The organism is Scytonema hankhaensis NUACC26, assembly GCF_045865695.1.
Classification (GTDB): Bacteria; Cyanobacteriota; Cyanobacteriia; order Cyanobacteriales; family Nostocaceae; genus Scytonema.
Genome location: NZ_BAACAP010000250.1, coordinates 73,214 through 95,912 on the forward strand (window position 1 = coordinate 73,214; position 22,699 = coordinate 95,912).

22 protein-coding genes and 1 pseudogene are annotated in these 22,699 nt (G+C 41.3%); 7 read left to right on the forward strand and 16 right to left on the reverse strand.

The window, feature by feature from the left end; genetic code table 11:
- Positions 1 to 77 precede the first annotated feature (77 nt).
- The 3 genes from ACKTT2_RS47040 to ACKTT2_RS47050 all read right to left on the reverse strand — a co-directional run bounded on the left by ACKTT2_RS47040 (position 78) and on the right by ACKTT2_RS47050 (position 4,249).
- Complete coding sequence (locus ACKTT2_RS47040) at positions 78 to 1,118, reverse strand: ABC transporter ATP-binding protein (protein WP_407899753.1); 1,041 nt, start codon at positions 1,116 to 1,118, stop codon at positions 78 to 80.
- 207 nt (positions 1,119 to 1,325) lie between these two features.
- A complete protein-coding gene (locus ACKTT2_RS47045) occupies positions 1,326 to 2,972 on the reverse strand; it encodes an ABC1 kinase family protein (RefSeq protein ID WP_407899755.1) in 1,647 nt (548 codons plus the stop codon).
- 212 nt (positions 2,973 to 3,184) lie between these two features.
- A complete protein-coding gene (locus tag ACKTT2_RS47050; RefSeq protein ID WP_407899757.1) occupies positions 3,185 to 4,249 on the reverse strand; it encodes a mannose-1-phosphate guanylyltransferase in 1,065 nt (354 codons plus the stop codon).
- A gap of 294 nt (positions 4,250 to 4,543) precedes the next feature.
- Here ACKTT2_RS47050 and ACKTT2_RS47055 point away from each other — a divergent pair, with 294 nt between their 5' ends.
- From ACKTT2_RS47055 to ACKTT2_RS47065, 3 genes are all read left to right on the forward strand, one after another.
- The gene (locus ACKTT2_RS47055) at positions 4,544 to 5,917 is read left to right on the forward strand and encodes an LCP family protein (protein ID WP_407899939.1); all 1,374 of its coding nucleotides are present in this window, start codon (positions 4,544 to 4,546) and stop codon (positions 5,915 to 5,917) included.
- A 147-nt stretch (positions 5,918 to 6,064) separates the two neighbouring features.
- Positions 6,065 to 7,693 (forward strand): murein biosynthesis integral membrane protein MurJ, encoded by a 1,629-nt coding sequence (gene murJ / locus ACKTT2_RS47060; protein ID WP_407899759.1) that lies wholly within the window; start codon positions 6,065 to 6,067, stop codon positions 7,691 to 7,693.
- A 252-nt stretch (positions 7,694 to 7,945) separates the two neighbouring features.
- Positions 7,946 to 8,467 carry a putative outer membrane beta-barrel protein gene (locus tag ACKTT2_RS47065; protein WP_407899761.1) on the forward strand — a complete coding sequence of 174 codons (522 nt, stop codon included), beginning with the start codon at positions 7,946 to 7,948 and terminating at the stop codon, positions 8,465 to 8,467.
- Positions 8,468 to 8,827: 360 nt separating this feature from the next.
- On the opposite strand, the gene ACKTT2_RS47070 is transcribed toward ACKTT2_RS47065, so the two are convergent.
- A complete protein-coding gene (locus tag ACKTT2_RS47070; RefSeq protein WP_407899763.1) occupies positions 8,828 to 9,163 on the reverse strand; it encodes a XisI protein in 336 nt (111 codons plus the stop codon).
- Between the two features lie 146 nt (positions 9,164 to 9,309).
- Between ACKTT2_RS47070 and ACKTT2_RS47075 the strand changes: the two genes are divergently transcribed.
- Positions 9,310 to 11,043: an asparagine synthetase B family protein gene (locus ACKTT2_RS47075; RefSeq protein WP_407899765.1), complete on the forward strand. Its 1,734-nt coding sequence runs from the start codon at positions 9,310 to 9,312 to the stop codon at positions 11,041 to 11,043.
- 231 nt (positions 11,044 to 11,274) lie between these two features.
- Here the strand turns inward: ACKTT2_RS47075 and ACKTT2_RS47080 are convergent, their stop codons facing one another.
- Positions 11,275 to 11,862 (reverse strand): hypothetical protein, encoded by a 588-nt coding sequence (locus tag ACKTT2_RS47080; RefSeq protein ID WP_407899767.1) that lies wholly within the window; start codon positions 11,860 to 11,862, stop codon positions 11,275 to 11,277.
- A 48-nt stretch (positions 11,863 to 11,910) separates the two neighbouring features.
- Here ACKTT2_RS47080 and ACKTT2_RS47085 point away from each other — a divergent pair, with 48 nt between their 5' ends.
- Entirely contained in the window at positions 11,911 to 12,234 is a 324-nt protein-coding gene (locus tag ACKTT2_RS47085; protein WP_407899769.1) for a type II toxin-antitoxin system TacA family antitoxin, read from the forward strand.
- A 247-nt stretch (positions 12,235 to 12,481) separates the two neighbouring features.
- On the opposite strand, the gene ACKTT2_RS47090 is transcribed toward ACKTT2_RS47085, so the two are convergent.
- The 3 genes from ACKTT2_RS47090 to ACKTT2_RS47100 all read right to left on the reverse strand — a co-directional run bounded on the left by ACKTT2_RS47090 (position 12,482) and on the right by ACKTT2_RS47100 (position 13,897).
- Positions 12,482 to 12,730 (reverse strand): CopG family antitoxin, encoded by a 249-nt coding sequence (locus tag ACKTT2_RS47090; protein ID WP_407899771.1) that lies wholly within the window; start codon positions 12,728 to 12,730, stop codon positions 12,482 to 12,484.
- Positions 12,731 to 13,274: 544 nt separating this feature from the next.
- The gene (locus ACKTT2_RS47095) at positions 13,275 to 13,523 is read right to left on the reverse strand and encodes a peptidoglycan-binding domain-containing protein (protein WP_407899773.1); all 249 of its coding nucleotides are present in this window, start codon (positions 13,521 to 13,523) and stop codon (positions 13,275 to 13,277) included.
- A gap of 209 nt (positions 13,524 to 13,732) precedes the next feature.
- Positions 13,733 to 13,897 carry a DUF8639 family protein gene (locus ACKTT2_RS47100; RefSeq protein WP_407899775.1) on the reverse strand — a complete coding sequence of 55 codons (165 nt, stop codon included), beginning with the start codon at positions 13,895 to 13,897 and terminating at the stop codon, positions 13,733 to 13,735.
- Positions 13,898 to 14,110: 213 nt separating this feature from the next.
- Between ACKTT2_RS47100 and ACKTT2_RS47105 the strand changes: the two genes are divergently transcribed.
- Together ACKTT2_RS47105 and ACKTT2_RS47110 are read left to right on the forward strand one after the other, a co-directional pair.
- Complete coding sequence (locus tag ACKTT2_RS47105) at positions 14,111 to 14,434, forward strand: type II toxin-antitoxin system TacA family antitoxin (RefSeq protein ID WP_407899777.1); 324 nt, start codon at positions 14,111 to 14,113, stop codon at positions 14,432 to 14,434.
- Entirely contained in the window at positions 14,434 to 14,970 is a 537-nt protein-coding gene (locus ACKTT2_RS47110) for a GNAT family N-acetyltransferase (protein WP_407899779.1), read from the forward strand. Before ACKTT2_RS47105 ends, ACKTT2_RS47110 begins: the two co-directional genes overlap by 1 nt.
- Before the next feature lie 57 nt (positions 14,971 to 15,027).
- Here the strand turns inward: ACKTT2_RS47110 and ACKTT2_RS47115 are convergent, their stop codons facing one another.
- The 8 genes and pseudogenes from ACKTT2_RS47115 to ACKTT2_RS47150 all read right to left on the reverse strand — a co-directional run bounded on the left by ACKTT2_RS47115 (position 15,028) and on the right by ACKTT2_RS47150 (position 22,698).
- Positions 15,028 to 15,225, reverse strand: coding sequence for a type II toxin-antitoxin system HicA family toxin (locus ACKTT2_RS47115; protein WP_407899781.1), 198 nt, complete (start codon positions 15,223 to 15,225; stop codon positions 15,028 to 15,030).
- Complete coding sequence (locus ACKTT2_RS47120; protein ID WP_407899783.1) at positions 15,226 to 15,471, reverse strand: DUF1902 domain-containing protein; 246 nt, start codon at positions 15,469 to 15,471, stop codon at positions 15,226 to 15,228.
- A gap of 335 nt (positions 15,472 to 15,806) precedes the next feature.
- A complete protein-coding gene (locus ACKTT2_RS47125; RefSeq protein WP_407899785.1) occupies positions 15,807 to 16,142 on the reverse strand; it encodes a hypothetical protein in 336 nt (111 codons plus the stop codon).
- A gap of 5 nt (positions 16,143 to 16,147) precedes the next feature.
- Positions 16,148 to 16,651: a hypothetical protein gene (locus ACKTT2_RS47130; RefSeq protein ID WP_407899787.1), complete on the reverse strand. Its 504-nt coding sequence runs from the start codon at positions 16,649 to 16,651 to the stop codon at positions 16,148 to 16,150.
- A 508-nt stretch (positions 16,652 to 17,159) separates the two neighbouring features.
- The gene (locus ACKTT2_RS47135; RefSeq protein ID WP_407899789.1) at positions 17,160 to 17,870 is read right to left on the reverse strand and encodes a M4 family metallopeptidase; all 711 of its coding nucleotides are present in this window, start codon (positions 17,868 to 17,870) and stop codon (positions 17,160 to 17,162) included.
- 294 nt (positions 17,871 to 18,164) lie between these two features.
- The gene (locus ACKTT2_RS47140) at positions 18,165 to 19,337 is read right to left on the reverse strand and encodes a toprim domain-containing protein (protein WP_407899791.1); all 1,173 of its coding nucleotides are present in this window, start codon (positions 19,335 to 19,337) and stop codon (positions 18,165 to 18,167) included.
- Between the two features lie 325 nt (positions 19,338 to 19,662).
- Positions 19,663 to 20,893, reverse strand: a pseudogene (locus ACKTT2_RS47145) (diaminopimelate decarboxylase family protein).
- Positions 20,881 to 22,698 carry an asparagine synthetase B family protein gene (locus ACKTT2_RS47150; protein WP_407899794.1) on the reverse strand — a complete coding sequence of 606 codons (1,818 nt, stop codon included), beginning with the start codon at positions 22,696 to 22,698 and terminating at the stop codon, positions 20,881 to 20,883. Before ACKTT2_RS47150 ends, ACKTT2_RS47145 begins: the two are co-directional and overlap by 13 nt.
- Position 22,699: the final 1 nt, after the last annotated feature.

Here is a 22,699-nt window from a genome sequence, read left to right on the forward strand (position 1 = left end):
TTGTTGGTTGTTAGTTGTTGGTTGTTAGTCGTTAGTTGTCAATACGCCACTATCGACTAACTACTAACCACTATCCATTAACCACTAACAATCCCTGCTTGAAACACTCGACCAATCACTTCTTCTACAGGTGGTTCTGTCACTGTTAAATCAACCACATCTAAATCTGCTAATATACGGGAAACTGTGCGAGTGATTGCATCTTGCTGCACCATAAAACATACACATCGTCCCTCTATATGTCGTATATCGCCATAATGCGCGAGTTTTTCTTTGGGAACGGGGTTCATTAATTCCAGATGAATTTCTTTATAAGGAGCAAAACTTTCTAGCAGCCCATCTAGGCTACCATCGTACACTAATTGTCCTTGGTGAATTAGTAGAACTCTTTGACACAATGCAGTGATATCAGCCATATAATGACTAGTTAACAGCACTGTTGCTTGGTAGCGTTGATTGTATTCGCGTAAGAAATCGCGCACTCCTATCTGAGCATTGACATCTAGCCCTAGGGTTGGTTCATCTAAAAACAATACCTGGGGTCGATGTAAAAGTGCTGCCAATAATTCTGCTTTCATCCGTTCCCCTAAAGAGAGTTTTCGCACGGGTTGGTTAAGTTTGCCATGTAGCGAAAGCATCTCAGTTAATTCCCCTACCCGATGTCGGAATTCTCGCTCTGGGATATTGTAAACAGCAGCATTAATTTTTAAGGAATCAAGGGCTGGCAAATCCCAAAGTAACTGTTGTTTTTGCCCCATCACTAAAGTAATTTTTTGCAAAAACTTTTCTTCACGGCGGAACGGTACGTATCCAGCAACTCTCACTTGACCGTGTGAAGGATGAATTAATCCTGTCAGCATTTTCAGTGTTGTGGTCTTACCTGCACCGTTTGGTCCCAAAAATCCTACTACCTCTCCGGGTGCAATTTCAAAGTGAACATCTTGAACTGCTTTAATTTCTCGATAAGTTCGGCGGAAAAAATGAGTAATTGTTCCTGCAAGACCTGGTTCTTTAACAGCTACAGGGTAAATCTTATTCAGGTTTTGAACTGATATTATACTGCGATCGCTAAAGTTAGATGCACGATGAGTATCAGATATAAGTGATTCTGGGGACATATGTAGGGGACTAGGGATTGGGGACTAGGGCAGAAGCAGTTTTATTTACTTTGATATAGCAATCCTAAATTATTCGTAAAAAATTTTAAGCACTGTAGGGTGGGCAATGCCCACCAAAGATTTTGGTGGGCATTGCCCACCCTACTTGTATTTCACAGATCGAATAGGATTGCTAAATATACATTACATAAAACTGTACTGTGTATTTTAACGCAAGCGACCAGACCGCAAAATACTAACAATCAACCACAGCCCCAGCAAACTAGCAAATGCGAACAACACATTACTTAAAAATGATAGCTGTGATGTCTGTCCATTACTAGATATAATTGCTGCACCCATAATCAGCGAGCCTACTAGGATACTGAAAGAAAGACGATTGGCAGCATCGTCTGTGGTGCGTCGCAAACTATCCAATCCCCGTACTGATAGATTCCATTGTAGAGTTTCCGAGGTGATTCGGTCTAGTAGCAATTCTATCTGACGGGGAGATTGCAAGGAGAGACTTTTCAGATCCAACGCCGTTCTCAGGAGCGATCGCAAGGGATTATCTCCAACAAGCTGTTGGCGGAACAAATCTGTCAATAACGGCTGAATCTCATCGATAAAGTTTATTTCTGGGTTGAATCCCCGCGCTACCCCTTCCAAGTTAGCTAGTGTTTTAGCATACAAACCCATATTACTGGGCAAGCGAATTTTATTGTTACGGGCAACTTGTAAAAGTTCATATATAATATGACTAAAATTCATTTGAGACAAGCTCAAGTTGTAATACTTTCGCAACATCCGGTCGTAGTCATTTTCCAGCCGTCTCAAAATCACAGGTTCAGCAGAATCTGCAAGTTGCAAAGTTAATTGAGCGCAACGCTGAGCATCCAAATCTACAATTGCCAGCAACATTTCTGTTAATATCTGTTGAGTGCGGGGATCGAGTCGCCCTACCATGCCACAATCTAACAAAGCAACTCGACCATCTTTGAGGTAAAACAAATTGCCTGGATGGGGATCGGCATGAAAGAAACCATCAATATAAAGTTGCTGGAAGAAAGCACGGAATAAAAGACTGGTAATTGCTTGTCTTTTAGCAGCCGGATCTGTGCCATTTTGTGAGTTCTCCAAATCAGCCATCAACAGTGGAACGCCATCAAGCCACTCCATAACGAGTAACTTTGGTGTGGTTAAATCCCAAAAGATTTCAGCAACAACCAATTGTTCGGGATCGAACCATCGACTGTTTGATAAATTACGTCGCAACTGATCGGTAAAACCGGCTTCCCGTGTAAAATCTAACTCAGCTTCCAGCGCCTTAGTGAATTCTTCCGCAATGGATTTAATTTCATAGGTCTGCCCAAACTCAGTCCGCGCCACTAAGTCAGCAATCCCTTGAATTAATGCAATATCTTGAGCAACAGTGGTATCAATTCCCGGTCGTTGTACTTTGAGCGCAACTTCCCGACCATTTGCTAAGGTGGCGCGGTGTGTTTGAGCTATAGAACCCGCCGCAACTGGAATAGCATTGATTGTACTGAAGGTTTCTTCTAAGGGCTGTTTTAGTTGTTGGCGAATGAGAACTTCTACATCAGCCCAAGGAACGGGGGGAACTTCGTCTTGTAGAGTTGATAGTTCTTCAATATAAGGGCCGCTTAGCAGATCCGGGCGCGTAGACATTAGCTGACCTAACTTAACATAGACTGGCCCTAAATCTACCAAGATGTTTTTTAGGACAGCTGGTGTAGGTAACTGGGGTTCATCGGCTTTACCAAGTGTAATGACTCGCCGCATATAGTCCCAGCCGTTGCGAAGCAAAACTTCAATAATTTCTCTTTGACGAGGAACAGTTTGAGTTAGAAACATTTTATAGGGAGTAGGAATTGGGGATTGGGGATTGGGGGATTGGGGAACTCGGGGTCCCCTCCTTGTTGAGGGGCGATGGGGATTGGGGGATTGGGGACTGTGAAAAACTTATCGATTCTCATTGCTCCATGCCCTACGCGCCCATTGCCCAACCAGATATACAAGATATACTCAAAAATGCACTCCTGTAACTTCTTGCCCAGGTTTAGTTTTTATAGTAAATTGGTGAAACGGGGATCGCTTTGTAAGGTTTTGAGCACCTGTTTGATTTCCTGAGTTCTGTCTTTTTGGACGATCAACGTAACATTGCGATCGCGTACAATGACAACATCGTCTAAGCCGATGGTAACAATAACGTCTTCAGGGTTTGAAGAATAGAGGATCGCTCCTTGAGTATCTAGACCAACGTGAGTAGCTAGTTCAACATTGGGATTGTCTTCTTTTTTCAGTAAGCGTTCGATGGCATTCCAATCGCCCAAATCGTCCCAACCAAATTCTGTAGGAATTACATAAGCTAGACTTGTCTTTTCCATCAATGCATAGTCTATACTCTTCTTAGGTAGCTGGGGGTAGATGTCGGGGCCGTGCTTTTCTAACGGTTCAATGATTTCTGGCGAGTGGATATGCAGTTCCTTGAGAACGACACCCGCTCGAAAAACAAACATACCGCTATTCCAGCTAAAGCGTCCCGTAGAAAGGAAATTTTCAGCCGTTTGACGGTCGGGCTTTTCAGTAAAGCGGTTGACGTGATAAGCTGGCAGATCCTTAAAGCTATCAATCATTTCACCTTGTTCTATGTAGCCGTAACCAGTTGATGGAAAGGTTGGCTTGATCCCCATAGTGACAATTGCTGAATAGCTAGCCGCAAGCAGCTTCGCTGCATCTATGGTGTTTGTAAACGCTTCCTTGTCGGCAATCCAATGGTCGGCGGGGAAAAAGCCGATGATGGCATCTTCACCGTAACGGTTTTTAATTTCCAAACTTGTCCAGGCAACTGCAGCGGCAGTATCCCTTCCCTGTAACTCGACCAGTAGATTTTCGGATGGCAGTTCGGGTAGTTGTTCTTCAACACCTCGAGCAATCTGACTAGAAGTGATTACCCACAAGTTTTCCCAACCGCCTGCTAGTGGTAGCAGTCGGTCAGCAGTTGCTTGTAGCAAGCTTCGATTGCTACCATCGAGATTTAAAAATTGCTTGGGACGGTTTAAGCGACTCAAAGGCCAAAAACGTTCGCCTTTACCACCAGCAAGAATGACAGGGATTAGGGATTTAGTCATGTTTCATTTTTGGGTTACTAAAGAACACTACAAGTGTACTGTGACCCTACAGAAGAATGAAGAAGTATAAAGTTGTTCTGATGAAATAAGAGGGAATGCTAAGCAAGGATGAAGTTTAAAGAAAAAAACGGCTTACTTTAACCTTTATCCTTAACAAGGTGATTTGGTTCACTCGCAAGCTTATTAGCTTGCATTAACATTACGTTTAGGGAGTGGTTGAGTGGGGAGATATTTGTGGTTAAACAAGTAGCAAAGACAAATCAGAGCACATCAGAAACTGAGGAACAGTCGCCCATTGAGGTAAAAGTTAAAGCAAATCCAGGCGATTCCAATACTTATGTAAAGTCTACAGGTTCGATTCCCAGCCAACTGTATTACAGGTTGGGGTTGGCAATGCCTCGATGGCTTTTCTGGATACTCACAGGAACTGTGGGGGTCGTTTTATCCGGGTTATTAGTATCGACCTTAGCGCTTTGGACTCCGTTGTGGAGTGACATGGATCGAACAGATGAAGAGCTGAGTACTGGCGGTCAAGACACGCAAAAAGGACCGTTACCAGGAGAATTGTGGAGCAACATCTCCCAATATCAGCTAACGCGACCCATGAACATTTTAATTATGGGGATTGAGCCTGTTCCCGGTAGTGCGTATGGTTCTCCGGAAAGTTTTTCTGGAAAAAGCGACACAGTTTTGCTAGTACGGTTAAATCCAGAAAATAAAACAATTCGAGTGCTTTCGATCCCTAAAGACACAATGATAGCAATTCCTGAAAAAGGATTGAATAAGGTGTCTGAGGCTAATGCTAAAGGCGGTCACGTTTTAGCAGCACGGGTAGTCAGCCGTACCCTAAATAATGCTCCTATAGATCGCTATATTCGCCTTTCTTCTGCTGGTTTGCGACAGTTAGTGGATCAGTTTGATGGGGTTGAAGTATTTGTACCCAAACCAATGGGTTCGAAAGATTCTACTGGACGGTCATCAGCGAACTTAGTCAGTGGTTGGCAAACCCTTAATGGAGAACAAGCAGAACAGTTTGTGCGGTTCCGAGAAGACGGTTTAGGGGATTTAGAAAGAGTTCAGCGACAGCAGGCATTTTTACTAGGGTTGAAAGAACGCCTTTATAGTCCCACCGTGAAGCCTAAGTTACCTCAACTCATCCGCCTAATGCGGAGGCACTTTGATACCAACCTTAAGGTAGAGGAAATGATGGCACTGGTTAACTTTACCTCGAATGTCGAGCGAGATAAGTTCCAGATGACCATTTTGCCCGGTATCTTCAGCCGTCTAAGTGCAGATCCAAATAGTTACTGGCTGGATCTGACAGGACGAATTGACTTGCTTGAGGAGTATGCTGGAGTCACAATCTCTGGAATGTCGCCAATCGTAAAACCGACATCACAACTGAAAATTGCTATTCAAAATGCTTCTACAAAACCCCAACTAGCTGAAAAAGCGATTAAATATCTTAAAGACAAAGGTTTTGCTAAGGTTTATGCAGTACCAGATTGGTCTGACACCCGAAGCGAATCTAAAATTATTGTTCAAAAAGGTAATCGACAAGCAGGAGAACAAATACAAGAAATCTTTGGTAAGGGTCAGATTGAAGTATCTGGCACTGGTGACATAGAATCTGATATTACTATCCGGATTGGGAAGGATTGGGAGTAGATAGTTGTAGGGGCGCTCTTGCCGCCGCGCCCTTACATTGTTAGTTGTTGGTCGTTAGTTGTCTACCATTAACCACTAACCACTAACGCTAACAGGCGAGACGCCTGTCCTACGCCACTAACCAAGTTCAGTTGCCAGGTATTATTTGTGACACAAGAAAAAAAGATTTCTCGTTCTATAGCGGGTATTGCGGGTATTGTTGCCGCAGGTACTTTAATTAGTAAAGTTGTAGGTTTAGTCCGTCAGCAAGTTATTGCTGCGGCTTTTGGTTTGGGTGTCGTAGCTGATGCTTATCAATATGCTTATGTGATCCCCGGCTTTCTGTTGATTTTACTGGGTGGGATCAACGGTCCGTTCCATAGTGCGATCGTAAGTGTTTTATCTAAACGTAGTAAAGAAGAAGCCGCTCCTTTGGTGGAGACAATTACAACCCTTGTGGGTGCTGTACTGCTAGTTCTAACTATTATTTTGATTCTTTTTTCGGGCAACTTGATTGATGTGGTAGCACCAGGTTTAAATCAATTACCACAAGGAGGTGCTGTAAAAGCGATCGCCATCCAACAACTTCAGATTATGGCACCAATGGCACTCCTTGCAGGGTTAATTGGTATTGGTTTTGGCACTCTCAATGCTGCTAATCTCTTCTGGCTTCCCTCCATTAGCCCTTTATTTTCCAGTATTACTGTTATTATCGGTTTGGGTATTTTGTGGCTACAGTTAGGTAGTAAAATTACTACACCTGAGTATGCTGTACTGGGTGGAATGGTTTTAGCTGGAGGAACCTTAGCAGGAGCTATATTGCAATGGGTGGTACAGCTCGTTGCTCAAGCGCAAGCTGGAATGGGTGGTTTTCGCTTGCGATTTAACATAAACCAGCCTGGGGTGGGCGAGGTCATGAAAATCATGGGACCAGCCACTATTTCCTCTGGTATGCTGCAAATCAACCTCTGGGTGATTTTATTTTTTGCTTCTAATATTCCATCAGCTGCTGCTGCGCTGGCAAATGCTAATCTTTTGGTACAAACACCGTTGGGAATCATTTCTAGTATGATTTTGGTTCCCCTACTACCCGTCTTCTCTCGACTGGCAGATCCTAAAGATTGGCACGATCTCAAATTACGCATTCGCCAAGGAATTATTCTATCTGCTTTTACCATGCTCCCTTTAGGTGCTCTGATGATTTCTTTGGCTGTACCTATTGTGCGCGTTATTTACGAACGCGGGGCTTTCCAAAAGGATGAATCTCAATTGGTCGCTTCTCTGCTGGTTGCATACGGTAGCGGAATGTTTGTCTATTTAGCACGCGACGTTTTGGTCAGAGTTTTTTATGCTTTGGGTGATGGAGAGACACCATTTCGCGTGAGTAGTTTTAATATCTTTCTTAACGTTGTCTTAGCTTATATTTTTATCAATATTCTAAAATTAGGTGCTCCTGGTTTAGTGTTAACAACCGTAGGAGTAAATTTTAGCTCTACAATAATGTTGTTATTTTTGCTTCATCGCAAAATTCATGGATTGCCTTGGTTGGAGTGGAGCGTACCCGTTGTGGGTATGACTGTTGGTAGCGTGGTAGCTGGTGCAGCGAGCTACGGGACTCTTGAAATTTCTCAAAGACTTTTGGGTAAAGATGGGTTACCAATTCAATTGCTACAGCTATGTGTTGCTGGTTTAGTCGGCTTGGGGATTTTTGCTGCGATCGCAACTTGGATGAAAATACCTGAGGTGAACAGCTTTGTTTCTCGGTTACAACAACGCTTTTTGAAGCGCAGTATGTAATATCAATGTCCGGGTATGTGGTGCCGGCATCCTGCCAGCCACTGATATGAAACGGGCAAGATGCCCGTACCACAAGAAATTTATCTGTTACTACTATTTTAGCGAAATTCACGGTTGATATGTTCACCAAAGTGGGTGGAAAAAACTTCACCCGCTTGGGTAACCTCAGTGTACGAGGGCATATCTTGTCAAAAAGGGGACTCTAGTACTAGAAAGCATTGATATTTAATGAACTCTAGTTACAAAAGACCTATGAAATTTACAAAATTAGCCACTTCTGCACTTGTTTTTGCTTCTGTTATTTTTTCTGCGGGAATAGCCTCAGCACAATCAGTTCCAACACGCGGTACAAGTGCTAATTACCTAGGTGCTGGTGTTGCGGCTGGTGTGACTAACGGCGGACAAGATAATGATGCCGCAACATTAGGTGGTAATATTCAAGGACGATTTGCTGTTCCAAATGCCCCTGTATCGGTTCGCGGTTCTGTTCTATTCGGTGGCGATGCAACAGCTGCTATGCCATTAGTCACTTATGATGTACCTATTGCCAAAAATACAAACGTTTATGTTGGTGGTGGTTACTCCTTTGTGACGGATGAAGGTCAAAGCACTCCCTTGGGAAATAAAAATTCACCCGTTGTGACAATTGGTGCTGAGAGAGAAATCGCTAACAACTTCATCTTATACGGTGATGCTAAGTGGGGTATTGATGCATATGAAAATAGTTCTGCTGACGCCCTTAGCATTCAATCAGGTGTAGGTTTGCGCTTCTAATCAAAGGCTACAAAACTGCATAGGTTTTGCGTAAAAATCCGAAAATACGTAGGTTGGGGAGCCACTCGCGTGCGGGGGTTTCCCCCGTTGAGCGATGTGGCGTTTGAGGAACGAAACCCAACATTTACAGACACTCGTTGAGTTTCTTCACAATAAGCCCAACCCACAAAAATTCTCAGCCCTTGTAGTATTGATTGTAGTTTAGGCAGCAATTCCTCATCTTTTTTCTCTGCGCTCTGGTGCGCCTCTGCGGTTCTAAAGTAATGTATTTAACCGCCGAGACGCAGAGTACGCAGAGGTAAGAAGAGAGAGCTATTAATTTCCTGAAGTTTTTATCCACCTTAACAGGGCTAACAAAAATCACCCTACGGCATAATCAGTAAACTTACGTTTATAAGGAGCATGAAAACCCAAAACAATATCTTGTTTCGGCACACCTAAAGCTTCCAATTCACCTGCAATACCAATTTCCGTCCCATCATGCTGAATCCAAATTTTATCATCCTTAATATCTAAATGCAGCACGCAACCATATACTCGTCGCTTATTGCGCCAACCTACATGAACTAATTGATAATGGTCGTGTTCTCTATCAAAAATTGTTTGCGCTTCTACTTCTTCATTTATACTTTTATAATTACTAAAATCCGTTAATAGTTTTTGAATATATTCTCGATATTGGTCTACTTTTGCCATTTGATAATCACCTCTGATTCTTGTTCATAAATAATTAAACTGGTCCCCCATCGCCAATCCCCATTACCCCTTATCCCCAGAGGGAACCCCGAGTTCCCCATTTTCTAGCTAGGTTCGCTTACTACCTCTACTTGGAAGTATGCCAAATGTATAAAAGCCGCAAATCTAAAATACCATTTTTCAACCCAGACCCAAGCTGGCGAGTAGCTTGGGGAATAGTTGATGCAAATTATGAAGATATAGCTTGGCGAGATGAAAAGGTTGCTGTGTTTTTACCGCGTACAGCTTCTGGAGTTTTGACAGAGAAATTTGCGCTCGCGGGGGAAGGACGATTTGTTGTTGTTGGTGATATCTGGTTAACTAACCAAGCACAATTACTACAAAACTTAGGAATTGAATCAAATAACTTTGGGCTAAATTCACTGCAACTAGTTGCTAACCTTTGGGAAAGATGGGGTTCAGAGTGTCTCAACCAACTTGTGGGGATGTTTGCTCTAGTGATTTGGGATAGAGAAAAACAGGTGTTGTGGTTGGTACGCGATCGCGTTGGTGCTCGTACTCTCTACTACACCACCACTGGTTCGGTTCGTTGGATTGCTCCTCAATTGAGAACTTTAGCACCCCACCGTTCATCCGATTTAGATTTGGTGGCTTTGCGCGATTATCTTTGTTGCGCCTTTGTTCCTGGAGAGAGAACCCTTTGGCAACAGGTACGGGAACTACGTCCGGGAACTGTTTTACAATTGCCTGAGTGTAAGGTTCAAGCATATTGGCAGCTGCAAGAAAAGATTACAGCAATAGATAAACCTTTAGTATGGCATAGCGATCGCTTGCGACAACTGCTAGACCAAGTTGTTCGAGAATATCTACCACCAGAAAATGAACCCGTTGGCGTTTTTCTTTCTGGTGGTTTGGACTCTAGCAGCATCACCGCTTTAGCCGCAGAATTTCACCATTCCCCAGTCCACACCTTCTCCATTCATTTTGGCTCGGAATGTCCCAATGAGTTAGAGTTTTCCAGCCTTGTTGCAACACATTGCCAGACACAACATCACATTCTAGAAATTACCTTTCGAGATATGTGGGAACGCCTACCGGAAACAATGGCGTATTTAGACGATCCCATCGGCGATCCTCTGACTGTTCCCAATCTTTTGTTAGGACGACTAGCGAGAGAAAGCGTGCAGGTGCTGTTAAATGGTGAGGGTGGAGATCCTTGTTTTGGTGGTCCAAAAAATCAGCCCATGCTAATTAATAATTTATATGGCTCTGTCACCAATCAAGATGCATTACAAGCGTATTTAATTTCCTTTCAAAAGTGTGCTACCGCTCTGCCACAACTTTTAAAACCAGAAGTTTGGACAGCAGTACAAACAACTCCTTGGGTTTTTGAAGAAGATTTATATTCTCAAGCCAGCTATCTCAATCGTTTGATGGCATTAAACATTAAATTTAAAGGTGCTGACCAAATTCTTACTAAAGTTAATAACTTGACTCAAGCTGCTCTTTTGCAAGCTCGTTCTCCTCTTTTTGACCAGCGAGTTGTAGAGTTAAGCATGGAAATTCCTCCAGAGTACAAGCTTTCTGGAGTGGAAGAAAAAGCCGTGCTTAAAGGAGCGATCGCAGAGCTTTTACCTCCTGCAATTATTCATCGTCCTAAAAGTGGGATGATGGTTCCAGTACAGTTAGGATTTCGTAAATATTGGCAGCGAGAAGCCAAAAATTTATTGCTGAGTCGCAATGCTGCAAGTGCTCCTTATTTGAACCAGTTGCCAATCCGCAATTGGCTAAACTATCAAGGAGACACTTGGAGTCGTTATGGCATAAAGCTTTGGTTGCTTGTTAGTTTAGAAATTTGGTTGCAGGTGAATCAAAAGTAACAAGCACTTCATTATAGATATATACGTTGGTGGCGTTCCATCTGGTGGAACGTGATTGAGTACATTTTTGATGAAATTTGCCACCTCAGAAGCATTTGCGTGACAGCTAACGCATTCCGGTTGCCAATCCGGAGGCTTAACTATAGGTTTTCCAGGAAGACAGTGGGTTTTCGGAAAATTTTCCCAAAACAAAAGTTTGTGGTAATCGGGGCATTCGCCCACAAAACTTAATTACAAAACCCTGTTCATTCTACTCGATCTAAATTTTTTTAGACGTTGCTCCTTCCAACTTTTTAGAGCAGGAAAAAGTTGTAGAGGCTCGAGGGACACAACTCTTCCGACAAATATAACTTGCAGTAAGTAATTCAACAAAAACCAACTAGTTGTTATTACGAAAACAACTGGTTCAACCAGATTCCATCCATCAGGCTGACGAATCAATTGAACAGACAAAACAAAAAATGAAAGTAGTATCAGGAAATAAAGGAGACACCAAAATCTAGCAAAGTCGATTGCAATTTTATTTTCCAGATTACTGCCGTATTTTTCCAACATTTCCGAAACTGCTCGGAGACGATTTATGTCTTCTTCTGCAACTATTGAATCCTCATTAACAATAAATTTATCCTTGGTATAAAAGCTGGCTGCAAGACAATTGTATTTATAGGTAACTCCATATTCAAAATTATGAATTAAATTTAAGTACTTTTGGAGATAATTTGGCTCTGGAATTTGTTCAAACGAGTAAATAGAACTATTATTAGTAAATTTTAATAATGTGTAGACATCAATTAAATACTTCTTGGCAACCGCCGTCACATCAAATAAATAGTCATAATATTTCTAAAGCACGTAATTTTATCAATCATGAGTAGGGAACTAAGTACAGGCTCAACCAAAGCTAAGAAAATTCGGAAAAATGCTCGGTTAGAGGCTCGTGTAACAGAAGAGCAAAAGCAACTGATGGAGAGGGCTGCCTGTTTGCGTGGACAGAACTTGACTGAGTTCATGGTGGCAGTTCTGGCTGAAGCGGCTACACAAATCATCAAGGATCATGAATTTCTGGAATTAACCGAGCGCGATCGCGCCACCTTTGCCGAGGCTTTGTTAAACCCCCCCATTCCCTCTGAGCAGGCTAATGCTGATGCCCAATGGTACAAGCAAATCATGAATAATTCGTTTAAAAATTAGTGTTAACCCCAGAATCTGTTGATTTTTGCATAGAAACCCTCGAAAGCCATCACAATCGAGAGGCTTTTAACTGTAGAAACGAACAACTGGATCGATACTTGCATTCCATCGCCACCCAAGATAAAAAGAGAAATATTGCGATTCCCTACGTTATCTTTGACATAAAAGTAAAAAGACACTGGAACGTCAACTAATCATTCAGTGTCTTTTTACTAAGAAATCAGCTAACTGTGTTTATTAACATTGATTATTCACCTAAAGAGCGTTCTATTGCTCTTCGGATATACCTTTGATAAGGTATCCCCTCTTTTTTGGAAACAGTTTTAACTTTTTCTAGTAATTCTTCAGATACTCGCAAGTTTACTGTTTTCGATTTAGGTTGAAATTCAAAATTTACAAATTTGAAATTGTCTTCATGAAGATAGTCAGATAAATCTTGATCTAGCAAGCTTTCTGCTTCTTCATCTGTTGTCATTTTGGGCAAGATTTTTTTCATACTGTTGCACCTCTTTATCGTGCATATAACGAGCGCTGATTGGTCTAATCAGATTTTCATCTACATTTTTGCGGAAAGTAAAAACCACAAAAATATGTCTTCCTTTAGTTGACATCGATCTTCTAAACGTAGTTCCGTAGAGTTTTGTTGGCACAAGAAAGAACGAGACTGACCTAGATAATCATAGCTCGGTTTCTAAAACCCGCATATAATTTTTATTCCTTCTCCTTGAACTGCTCTATGGAACCTGTATCTCTAATTGCCTGTGCCGTGTCAATTTCACATAAAACAACCGAATTTAGGAGCTTGCCTGAATTTTTGTCGTTCATTCCTCTTGCTTTACAATCCCATTCAAGATCGCAATCTTGTGTAATAACTATTACATACGGATGAATAATAGCCGTAAAAGATAACTCTTGTAACTCTAGCGATATATCATCAATAACAGGATTATACTGAACTACACCTGTTAATATTTCCCCCTGTCTCAGGGAGAAACCTTTATCTGATGTTTGATAAATAACCTAATTCACAAACTATGTTTTTATGAGAGTGTAACATGTTGGAGAACTGTCCAAGTTTGAGAATCGATAACTCCATTTACAGGCAATCCATGCTTCTGCTGAAATGAAATGACTGCTGAAAGAGTTGCTGAGTCAAAAACACCATCTGTAGGCAAGCTAGAACCCTGAGCGTTCAATAGCTCCTTCAATTGAGTTACAGCAGTACCTGAATCTCCCTTTTGCAAGGTTATTTCAGTTTTAGAGGAAGTAAAATCCTTATCATTCTGCATGACTTTCTCCTTCTTCTAAAATTTGTTCGAGTCTTTATAGCTAAACACTTCAAAAGAAAATGTTAATTTCAATTGTGATGATTCTTACATCCGCCTACTTCCTACTTTTGGTAGATAAAGCTAATGAGATTTGTAAACAAATTTAAGAAATAGTTTCCACTCAAGACTAAGAGAGGCGAGCGATTTAACAACTGTTTAAAATTTCTCCCTTAATATTCATTATCAGCCACACAAATTCCTTTACATTTAATACCGTTGGTAGCTGTACGCTGACAATGAGAACAGAAAACTTTTTCGTTTTCTGTTTCTTGATTTATCTTTATACTAGGGAATGCCTGTAATTTATCTTTTTCGATTTGGATTTTTACAATCATAAGAATGGAGGGATTTTTTGCGGTTTACATTCCTATAAATAAAACAATTACCGAAAAACAGGCAAAACAAGACTTTTAACGGATAAATTTTATTGAGAAGGAGTTTGCGGCTGTAACCTAACTTTGGCTAGTTCCACCCCAGATGGAAATAATGTACGGCTGTATCGCGTACTATAGGTTAGAATATTTCTAAAGCACGTAATTTTATCAATCATGAGCAGGGAACTAAGTACAGGCTCAACCAAAGCTAAGAAAATTCGGAAAAATGCTCGGTTAGAGGCTCGTGTAACAGAAGAGCAAAAGCAACTGATGGAGAGGGCTGCCTGTTTGCGTGGACAGAACTTGACTGAGTTCATGGTGGCAGTTCTGGCTGAAGCGGCTACACAAATCATCAAGGATCATGAATTTCTGGAATTAACCGAGCGCGATCGCGCCACCTTTGCCGAGGCTTTGTTAAACCCCCCCATTCCCTCTGAGCAGGCTAATACTGATGCCCAATGGTACAAGCAAATTATGAATAAATCGTTTAAAAATTAGTGTTAACCCCAGGATCTGTTGATTTTTGCATAGAAACCCTCGAAAGCCATCACAATCGAGAGGCTTTTAACTGTAGAAACGAACAACTGGATCGATACTTGCATTCCATCGCCACCCAAGATAAAAAGAGAAATATTGCTATTCCCTACGTTATCTTTGACCGAGAACGCCAAAAAATTATTGGCTACTATACCCTATCCATGAGTAGCATCAATCTCGAATCACTACCCCAAAGTATCGCTACAAAGTTGCCTAAATATCCGCTTGTTGGCGTGACTTTAATTGGGAGATTGGCGGTAGCTCTTGATTACAGGGGATATGGTTGGGGGAAGTTGTTGATTATGGATGCTTTATATAGAAGTCTGGGAGTCAGTAAAACGACTGGTTGCTTTGCAGTGGTGGTAGAGGCAATCGACGATGAGGCGGTGAGGTTTTACCAAAGGTTTGAGTTTCAAACTTTTCCTGACCTACCGTATAAGCTGTTTCGTACTTTGAAAAACATTGCTCAAACTTTTGGAGCAGTTAATAAAAATTAAGTCTTGCAATAGGATGTTGGATGAAGTGAGATAGACCACCAGTTTCCGGTTAAAAAATTAAAATACTTTCGGCAGTCCTGCTTGTTTCAAAACTGCGTTCGCTGTATGGCGAGACTTGATAGAAGCATCCACCACAAACCGCCTATCTGTAATTGGGCTGTACCAAATTTCATGGTCGCCTTTTCCTTGCCGTTCAAAATAGCAACTCCCTTCTAAAAGAATCTTTTTTAACTGAGGAGTAAACGACACACCCATCTATGAAGCTACCTCTATCAACTCTTGACGATGGCTGGTTAATTCAAAGCTGATGGAACCTGCATACCCAGAAGATACAATGTTATTGAGAAGGATAAGTTCTGGTATCATTTCTCGGAGCTTTTGTGTAAGAGCCTCAATCGTAGAAGCCTCTGTTGCCAACCCAGGTATGTCCTCGCTAGTTGCAACCCAAACTTTCGCTTCTGCATCCCAAAATGCTTGAACCTTAAATGTAGTTTGTGTCATTACTCAAGTTTTTACGATGGTAGTTCTAGTTTAAAACACACGACCAATACTGCAACAGCAAACCTAATGCTCCCGATCTTTCAGACGTTGAGCAAGTAGACAGTCCTTAACTGTACGTTCGCTCATTTTGGAAGAGAGAGGAATTAATGCCGGACTGGGTAAGGAAACAAAAGAATTGTGGAGCGCCTAAAGCCTAACCCGTGTAATACTTGGCAAAAGCCTTGAGAGGTGAACCGTGTATTACATGGCAGCTTGAGTGTAAGTGTAATACATAAGATGACATTCAAACCTTCAACCCTTTAACGTTAAACTTACGGTGTAATACACGGTGATGACTAATGTTGAAGCGGAACGTTCAAGGGAAGTTTGCCCTTAATATAAGTTACGCACCTACGTTTAACCCCTTTACTAAGCCATAAAAAACTTATCATCAACCCATTAATCTGCTCTAAGCTCTGCTTTTTGGCTATCTTTATTTTACTAACTAAATTAGAAATTGCCCAAACACAAGATGTTGAAAGAGTACACTTAATCACCTTTATTTGTACTCGCCATTTACAGACACCAGCGATAACGGTTTCTACTTGACAAACTAGGTACATTTCCCCAGCACCTTTTTCAACCCAATTTAAGGGTTTATGGTCATAAAAAGGAATTAATAATGCAGACAAGAAGTTCACTTTTTAGCAACATACCTAATGTTAAGCAAATTTCCATACCCTCCTTTGATAGCCCGATCGCACGTTAAAAAAGAGTCGCACTTATTAAGCAGGGCGGTCGCAATCTGGCAAGCATCTTCCCAGTCGCTACCGTTTAAAATTTTATCTACGTAATCAAAAATCACCTGATCAAAGTCTAGGGGGTAGAAATCTTGGGTTAAGTTTTTAAGCCGCTTCAAATAAAGTTGTTTATCCGCTTCCTTCTCAAAATCAATATGTGCCCTTAATCTAGCAATAAACAAAGAGAAATTGGAATAGTACACAAAATCAAACTCCTCAATGACATCTAAAAGCGCACTAGCGTTGGGTTTATTCTTGCAGATAAAAACCCATCGTCTACCCCAAAAACCTAACCACACGCGAGAGCGAACAGGCACTAGCGGGCAGCCTTCTTCTGTATCTGAGGTGAAATAAGCATCGTACAGAAAATTACGCGCTTGGATTTGATGAGCCGCTTTCAACCCAAGCGATCGCCACGGAGAAACCTGTACCAATTGAAATATGGTAAGAATTTTGCCAATATTTTTGAGTTTATTTTCTTATCCCAGTTTTCTTTCCGTTGCTACTCACACCTCTATATAAGCAGGAAAATCGGAGTAACAATCACATAAACTTTTAGAACTCCCAGCTAATCTACCTAAGCTATAAACACGTGTTTAAAACGCCCGTTAAATCTTGAGACCCAAATTTAAAATTCCACCGCCACCACAAATTTAAACCCTTCACCTGTGGCAGTTCAACTCCACCTATTCCTTAGCTCCAAACCTTACCGTATTGAAAAGTTATATGGGTGAACTCCAACATTTTGACATAATGTGTACCAGCTATTTACTTTTCTGCTGATAGGTAAAATATAAAGTGAGTTTTTACACGCCCCAAACTTCCGAATATTCAAATAAAATGAGGATTTAATTTAAGTTTAGAAATTTGGTTGTAGGTGAATCAAAAGTAATAAGCGTTTCATTATACTTACTGAATTCCCACGTTGTCAAACGCCTCAGAGATTCTGCCAACAATATTTTCCCACCTTCCAATTTCAACGGAGTTGGAAATTTTTCGAGCCTTTCTTAAAAAGGTTTTTGCACTCTGCTCAAGAGCATGGCGGCTATCGCTAAAGGTAGAGGTATTAGATAGCTCGCTCAACGCCTGATAAAAAAGTTTTGCTGCGGAAGTAGCATCTAAGAGGTACTTTCCTCGATCGTTCTGGGAAATCAGTAAATTGTAAGCTGCCTTGTTATGAATTCCGCTGTTATCGTGAACCCAACCCCAATCATTGTATATGTTAGGTAACTCACTCATGGGCAATTCTCGATAATCATTCCAGTGCTCTGGCTGGTTGTACCTACGAGGATTGCTCAAATCCCGTATTGCGCTACCTCCTTTACCAAGACCCCTTCCTATCTCCCATTTCCATTGCCCAATATCAGTGTTGTGGAAATTAGAAACGAGAATGGCAAAAATGTCCGCGTAGGATTCATCAAGTGCTCCTGACTCTTCTGAATATACAAATCCGTAAAACCCAATAATTTGAGAGGTCAATCCATGGAAAAACTCATGAGCCACAGCGTCTTGAGCGATCGCCAAAGAACGGAGTTCACCGTTGACAGCACACTGCTCCTGCTCGTGTGACTTGTGTTCATGTTGCTTGCCTTTCGCTTGGTTCGGATATAAATTAATCAATAATTGCTGGGGAAATTAGAAATTATCTGTTTCTACAATATTATAGCTTATTGAAACAAATACGGTCGTTAGCACCCGGCACTAAATGTAACTCATCATGAGTTCCCAAACAGTTTTAGTTGTCAATTACAGCAAACCTAGCGCTCCGGATCTTTCAGACGTTGAGCAAGTAGACAGTCCTCAAAGCTAAATGCTTCTTCATCTAGAAAACTGGAGAGCGCCATTTCAATCGTAGTCTAGAAGTGTTATGGAGCGTACTTACGTTTGCAGCCGAATCAGTTTGACATGAGCTTCTTAACCAAAGCTTTCAGAAACATACATAGAACTTCCCGTGTCATCAACAAGAAACAAGCTGCTGTCATCACTGTTTAAAGTTCGACTGTTCGCTATACTCTTATTAAGAATTTGAATCAATTTTTGAGGACTAAAGGATTCCAACTCTACAAAGTTACCAGCTTCTAACCATTCCAATTCATCTGTTGATAAAGTGGCACGAATTTCTGGTAAAAGTTGTTTAGCTGCTTCTGCCGATTCTGAAGAAGTTTGAATGAACATCACGCGACTTGCAGCAATGATTTGGCGTGGTAATAATCCCACATCAATAATCGTGACATTGCTATCTCTAAACCACTGTGGACTGGTGCGAAGTTGATTCAACACATCCATACCCGTGGGGCTACAATCATGTAATGCATACACTTTTAAATCGGGGTTACGGCGTAGCATTTGCATGGTAGTATCAAAAATATTTTGGGGATAGCCAGTAATACTGAGGATGGCGCAGTTATTTTCAAAATGAAAGTCATTGGCAATTAACATTTGAGCAACTTCTGCACGATCGCACACCACTAACCTATCAAAACTATAAGCAGTCACGTCAGGAGCGATAAGCTGGGTACAGCTTGCGCTTCGCGACGCGATCGGTGTACTTTGTTGTTGAGGAGCAGGTAAAACCTTATCAATTTGATTGTTAACCCGTTCCCAAGATGTTAGCCATTCCTCAAGTTGGTTATTGTTAATCAGTAATTTTTGGTTGACAGTAGCCGAGCGCTTCGTTTCGCTAGTTCCCAGGTAAATTGCTAACATTCCTAAAACTACGCTACCTACAAATGAACTAAAAGAATTAATAGCTAAACTAAAAAGGATACCTCCTACTAAAGTAATACCTCCCAAGATAATTAAATATTTTGCTGAGTTCTTACGGTGTGAATAAGAACGCTTGAGCGATCGCATTTGAGTGAATAAAAAGACGAAGAGTAATGCAGATAATCCTAAATATCCAAAGAAAGAAAAACTTGCTACAACGAAAACTATCCACAAAAATCCCCATGAAACTTGGTTCTTCTTTTGCAATTTTTTATTAAGGAGATAAAAAAACTGCTTCTCTGTAAAAAAAAGTGTATTGTCTGCAGAAATATCTGTAATAGCTTTAGCAAAAAAAGGATCGGTCAATTTAACCCCAATCATACTTGTGGGTTCAAAAGTAAATGGATGAGAACAGTTTTTACAACGCCCATAATTGGCTGTCCTATCTTTGAGTGTGTTATCAGTGCCACATTGAATACATTTCATGGGAGATTTTTGCTCCTAAAGTTATAAATTTTATAACAATTATATTTTATTTGTGAAATGGGCATTCGGTAACTCATAAAATTGGGATTCAGGTAGCAATTTCTCGTCTTTTTCTCTGTGCTCTCTGCGCCTCTACGGTTAAATAAATTATTTTTAAACCGCAGAGACGCAGAGTACGCAGAGGTAAGAGGAGAGAGGTATCGATTTCTTGAAGTTTTTACTAATGAAATAGCTGATTGCTCAACAACACGCTGTAGTCTTCGCGTTTGCGAATTAAACGATGCGTGCCATTTTCTAACAAAACCTCGGCTGGTTTGGGACGATGTAAAAAATGTGAGGACATAGCATAACCATAAGCACCGACATCTAAAATGCCGATAATATCTCCAATTTCTAATGCTAGAAGATGGCAGTTTTTGCCCAAATAATCTCGTGAATAGGTTGTGTTTCCACAGATGTCTGTAAGGTAAGTTTTGGATTCAGAAAGTAGTGTGCAATTCTCTCCATTTTTCCAAGCGACAATTTCCCGATAACCTCCGTGTACTGCAGGAACGGAGAGATTTGCAACGGTGGTATCGACTCCAATAATTTGTTTTTCTGAATGCCATTTTACAGAAACAACTTTGGCAAGCATTGTGGCACATCCTGCAACTGCTGCACGTCCGGGTTCAATGACTAACTCAATATCTCTTCCTAAATGACTGATTCTATTGCTTAACTCTGTACCGAAACTTGGCCAGTTAAAAGCTGCACCGCTATGATAGTATGGGTAGCCAAAACCGCCACCAAAATCTAAATATTCCCAATCTGGTAAAAGTTGTGCTGTGGCAATAACCTTATCAATGACGTTGGTAAAAGCTTCTGTCGCATTCGTACCCGTACCTCGGTAGAAATGCAAACCACTCAATTTTAATCCTACTTGATGGGTAAGAGCGATCGCATCGGAAAATTCTTCTGGACGTACCCCAATGCGGCTATCACCTGTTATTTCCGGTAGATTGAGACGCAAACCAAGGCGGAGTGAGGGAGTGAGAGATGATTGATAGACTGGGCAGCAAGCACATTTGCAACTGAGCAATACTATCTAAATTAAGGGTTGTTACGCCCCAATTCAAAACCTGTTCCATCTCCATGGAATTCAAATTACTGCCACTGTAAATAATTTGTTCCGGCGCAAAACCAGCTTGTAATCCGAGATAAATATCTCCAGGAGTATTGGCGTGCAGTCCCCAACCAGCAGCGCGAAAGATTTGCAGCAGAGAAATGTTTCCATTGGTGACGCTAGCGAAGTGAAATTGGGTACGAGGATAGGGAAAAGCTTGGGTGATGCACTTGATGGTTTGCTCTAAGATGTTAGCTTGGTAAACGTAAAGTGGTGAGCCGTAGGTACTCAGCAACTCTTGAGCCAGTTCTAGGGAAAAAGGGAGACGAGCTGATTTTACGCTTGCCATTTTTTTTGAAGTCTCCATAGCTGTTTTGGAAGCCAAAATGGATGGTCAAAAGATTGTTGGCTTGCTTCTTCTCCAAAAACGTGTTCTCGCCAAAGTTGCCACACAATCAACAACCACAAAATCTCACCAATAAAACGACCTTGAATAGAACCTCCCAACTGACCAGCAGCAATTTGCGATGCTAGATGAGGGGAAAAGCGATTTTCAGCATGAAGTTTGCCTGGATTTAACCACTTACCAAGTTCGTACCAGAACTCGTTTAAACACCAAGAAGTTAAGGGAACCCCCATACCTCGCTTTTGTCGCCAAACAATTTCTGGCGGTAGCCAATTTTCCACGGCTCTCTTGAGGATATATTTCTCGCATACTCCCTGCAAGTAGAGTTCTCCAGAAATTTGAAATGTCCACTCTGCCAATGGTAAGTCACAAAAAGGCGATCGCACAAACAACTTGCGAGCAAACCCTAAAGCCGTCGCACGTGGATGTATATTTTGCGCTCCTTTTAACATCAAGCTAGCACGCCGGAGTCGATGGAGGATGGCTGTACAATAGTTAGGGTTGAGGGCTTCTGAAATCCAGTCTTCTGGGTGTAAATTTTGTATCTGCTCGTAAATATGCGGCTGATAAATTTGAGCTTCGTAACCCCAAAGACGGTGGAAAGTGCGGAGATATTGCTGTATAAATGTTTCCGTTCTTGATGGATTTTCTGTTTGGTAAACACTTGCTGCTATCAAAGGCTTATTCGCCCAACCAGCAAATAACTGGTCGCCACCTTCACCGTTAAAAATGACTTGTGTTTCTTGACTAGCTTTTTGTGCTAAAAGAAATAGGGGAACCGTGACTCCATCTCCAAAAGGTAAATCGAGCGCTCGCACAGTCGGTATTATTGCTTTTTGGATTTGACGCGGGCTAGCATCAACTTTTACCAAAGGAATTTTCAAGTGCTGGGCGACAATTTCAGCATAGGGATATTCTGGAATACCTGCACTGCCAAAATCTAGAGTATAAGCGATCGCATTTACCCCTGCTCGTACCAGTAACGCCGCTACAACAGAGGAATCCAATCCTCCAGAGAGAAAAACTCCCACAGGCTCATCTTTTAAGTCAGAAATTTGACGCTCGATGCTCTGTTGTAAAAGAGTTTGTAATTGTTTGACAACCGTTGTTTCATCTTTTAGTTGAACGCTTGCTTCACGCCATTCTAATAAGCGTTGAGAAATCGGCGCTGATAGTTTGCGCTCTTCTAACTGACTTTGCCAAACTAACTCAGTTCCTGCGGTAACTGCAAATACTTGAGTCACGGGTGTCAGAGGATTAGGAACATACGAAAAACAACTATAACCGTATAAACCAGGAATGCTTACTTCTGGTTTTTCAATAATCATTAGTAATAGTTGTAAACGAGATGCAAACCAAATAACTTGTCCTTGTTGAGTCCAGTACAACGGCACTCGCCCAAAAGGTTCTCGCCCTAAAATTAAACGATTTTTTTCCTGTAAATTGACCCAAATATCTGGTAAGTCAGTTAATATTCCTGATGCTGATAGAGCGGCAATTTGTTCTGTGCGATGAGGCTGCAAATGAATCTTTGGAATAGAATCTTCTGAAAAACCAATATAAGCAACATTCCAAATAAGAGAATAGCTCTCGCTCAAGGAATCAAAAGGAGATAATTTGTAGGAATGAATCCTCGTTTTTTCAATAACACTAAGGCTGGTTTCTAATTCACATCTTTTGCCGTAACCCCAGTATCCAATAAATTGTAATGGTTGAATAATTTTTTCTCCCTGCTCAGCATTACCCATA

Bases quoted from the DNA above. Each gene is read 5' to 3' on its own strand.
- ACKTT2_RS47105 (WP_407899777.1), top strand. From the start codon at position 14,111: ATGAGCAGGGAACTAAGTACAGGCTCAACCAAAGCTAAGAAAATTCGG.
- ACKTT2_RS47140 (WP_407899791.1), bottom strand. From the start codon at position 19,337: ATGATTGGGGTTAAATTGACCGATCCTTTTTTTGCTAAAGCTATTACA.
- ACKTT2_RS47090 (WP_407899771.1), bottom strand. From the start codon at position 12,730: ATGAAAAAAATCTTGCCCAAAATGACAACAGATGAAGAAGCAGAAAGC.
- ACKTT2_RS47085 (WP_407899769.1), top strand. From the start codon at position 11,911: ATGAGTAGGGAACTAAGTACAGGCTCAACCAAAGCTAAGAAAATTCGG.
- ACKTT2_RS47050 (WP_407899757.1), bottom strand. From the start codon at position 4,249: ATGACTAAATCCCTAATCCCTGTCATTCTTGCTGGTGGTAAAGGCGAA.
- ACKTT2_RS47115 (WP_407899781.1), bottom strand. From the start codon at position 15,225: ATGGGTGTGTCGTTTACTCCTCAGTTAAAAAAGATTCTTTTAGAAGGG.
- ACKTT2_RS47120 (WP_407899783.1), bottom strand. From the start codon at position 15,471: ATGACACAAACTACATTTAAGGTTCAAGCATTTTGGGATGCAGAAGCG.
- ACKTT2_RS47065 (WP_407899761.1), top strand. From the start codon at position 7,946: ATGAAATTTACAAAATTAGCCACTTCTGCACTTGTTTTTGCTTCTGTT.
- ACKTT2_RS47100 (WP_407899775.1), bottom strand. From the start codon at position 13,897: ATGATTGTAAAAATCCAAATCGAAAAAGATAAATTACAGGCATTCCCT.
- ACKTT2_RS47150 (WP_407899794.1), bottom strand. From the start codon at position 22,698: ATGGGTAATGCTGAGCAGGGAGAAAAAATTATTCAACCATTACAATTT.
- ACKTT2_RS47075 (WP_407899765.1), top strand. From the start codon at position 9,310: ATGTATAAAAGCCGCAAATCTAAAATACCATTTTTCAACCCAGACCCA.
- ACKTT2_RS47070 (WP_407899763.1), bottom strand. From the start codon at position 9,163: ATGGCAAAAGTAGACCAATATCGAGAATATATTCAAAAACTATTAACG.
- ACKTT2_RS47040 (WP_407899753.1), bottom strand. From the start codon at position 1,118: ATGTCCCCAGAATCACTTATATCTGATACTCATCGTGCATCTAACTTT.
- ACKTT2_RS47095 (WP_407899773.1), bottom strand. From the start codon at position 13,523: ATGCAGAATGATAAGGATTTTACTTCCTCTAAAACTGAAATAACCTTG.
- ACKTT2_RS47045 (WP_407899755.1), bottom strand. From the start codon at position 2,972: ATGTTTCTAACTCAAACTGTTCCTCGTCAAAGAGAAATTATTGAAGTT.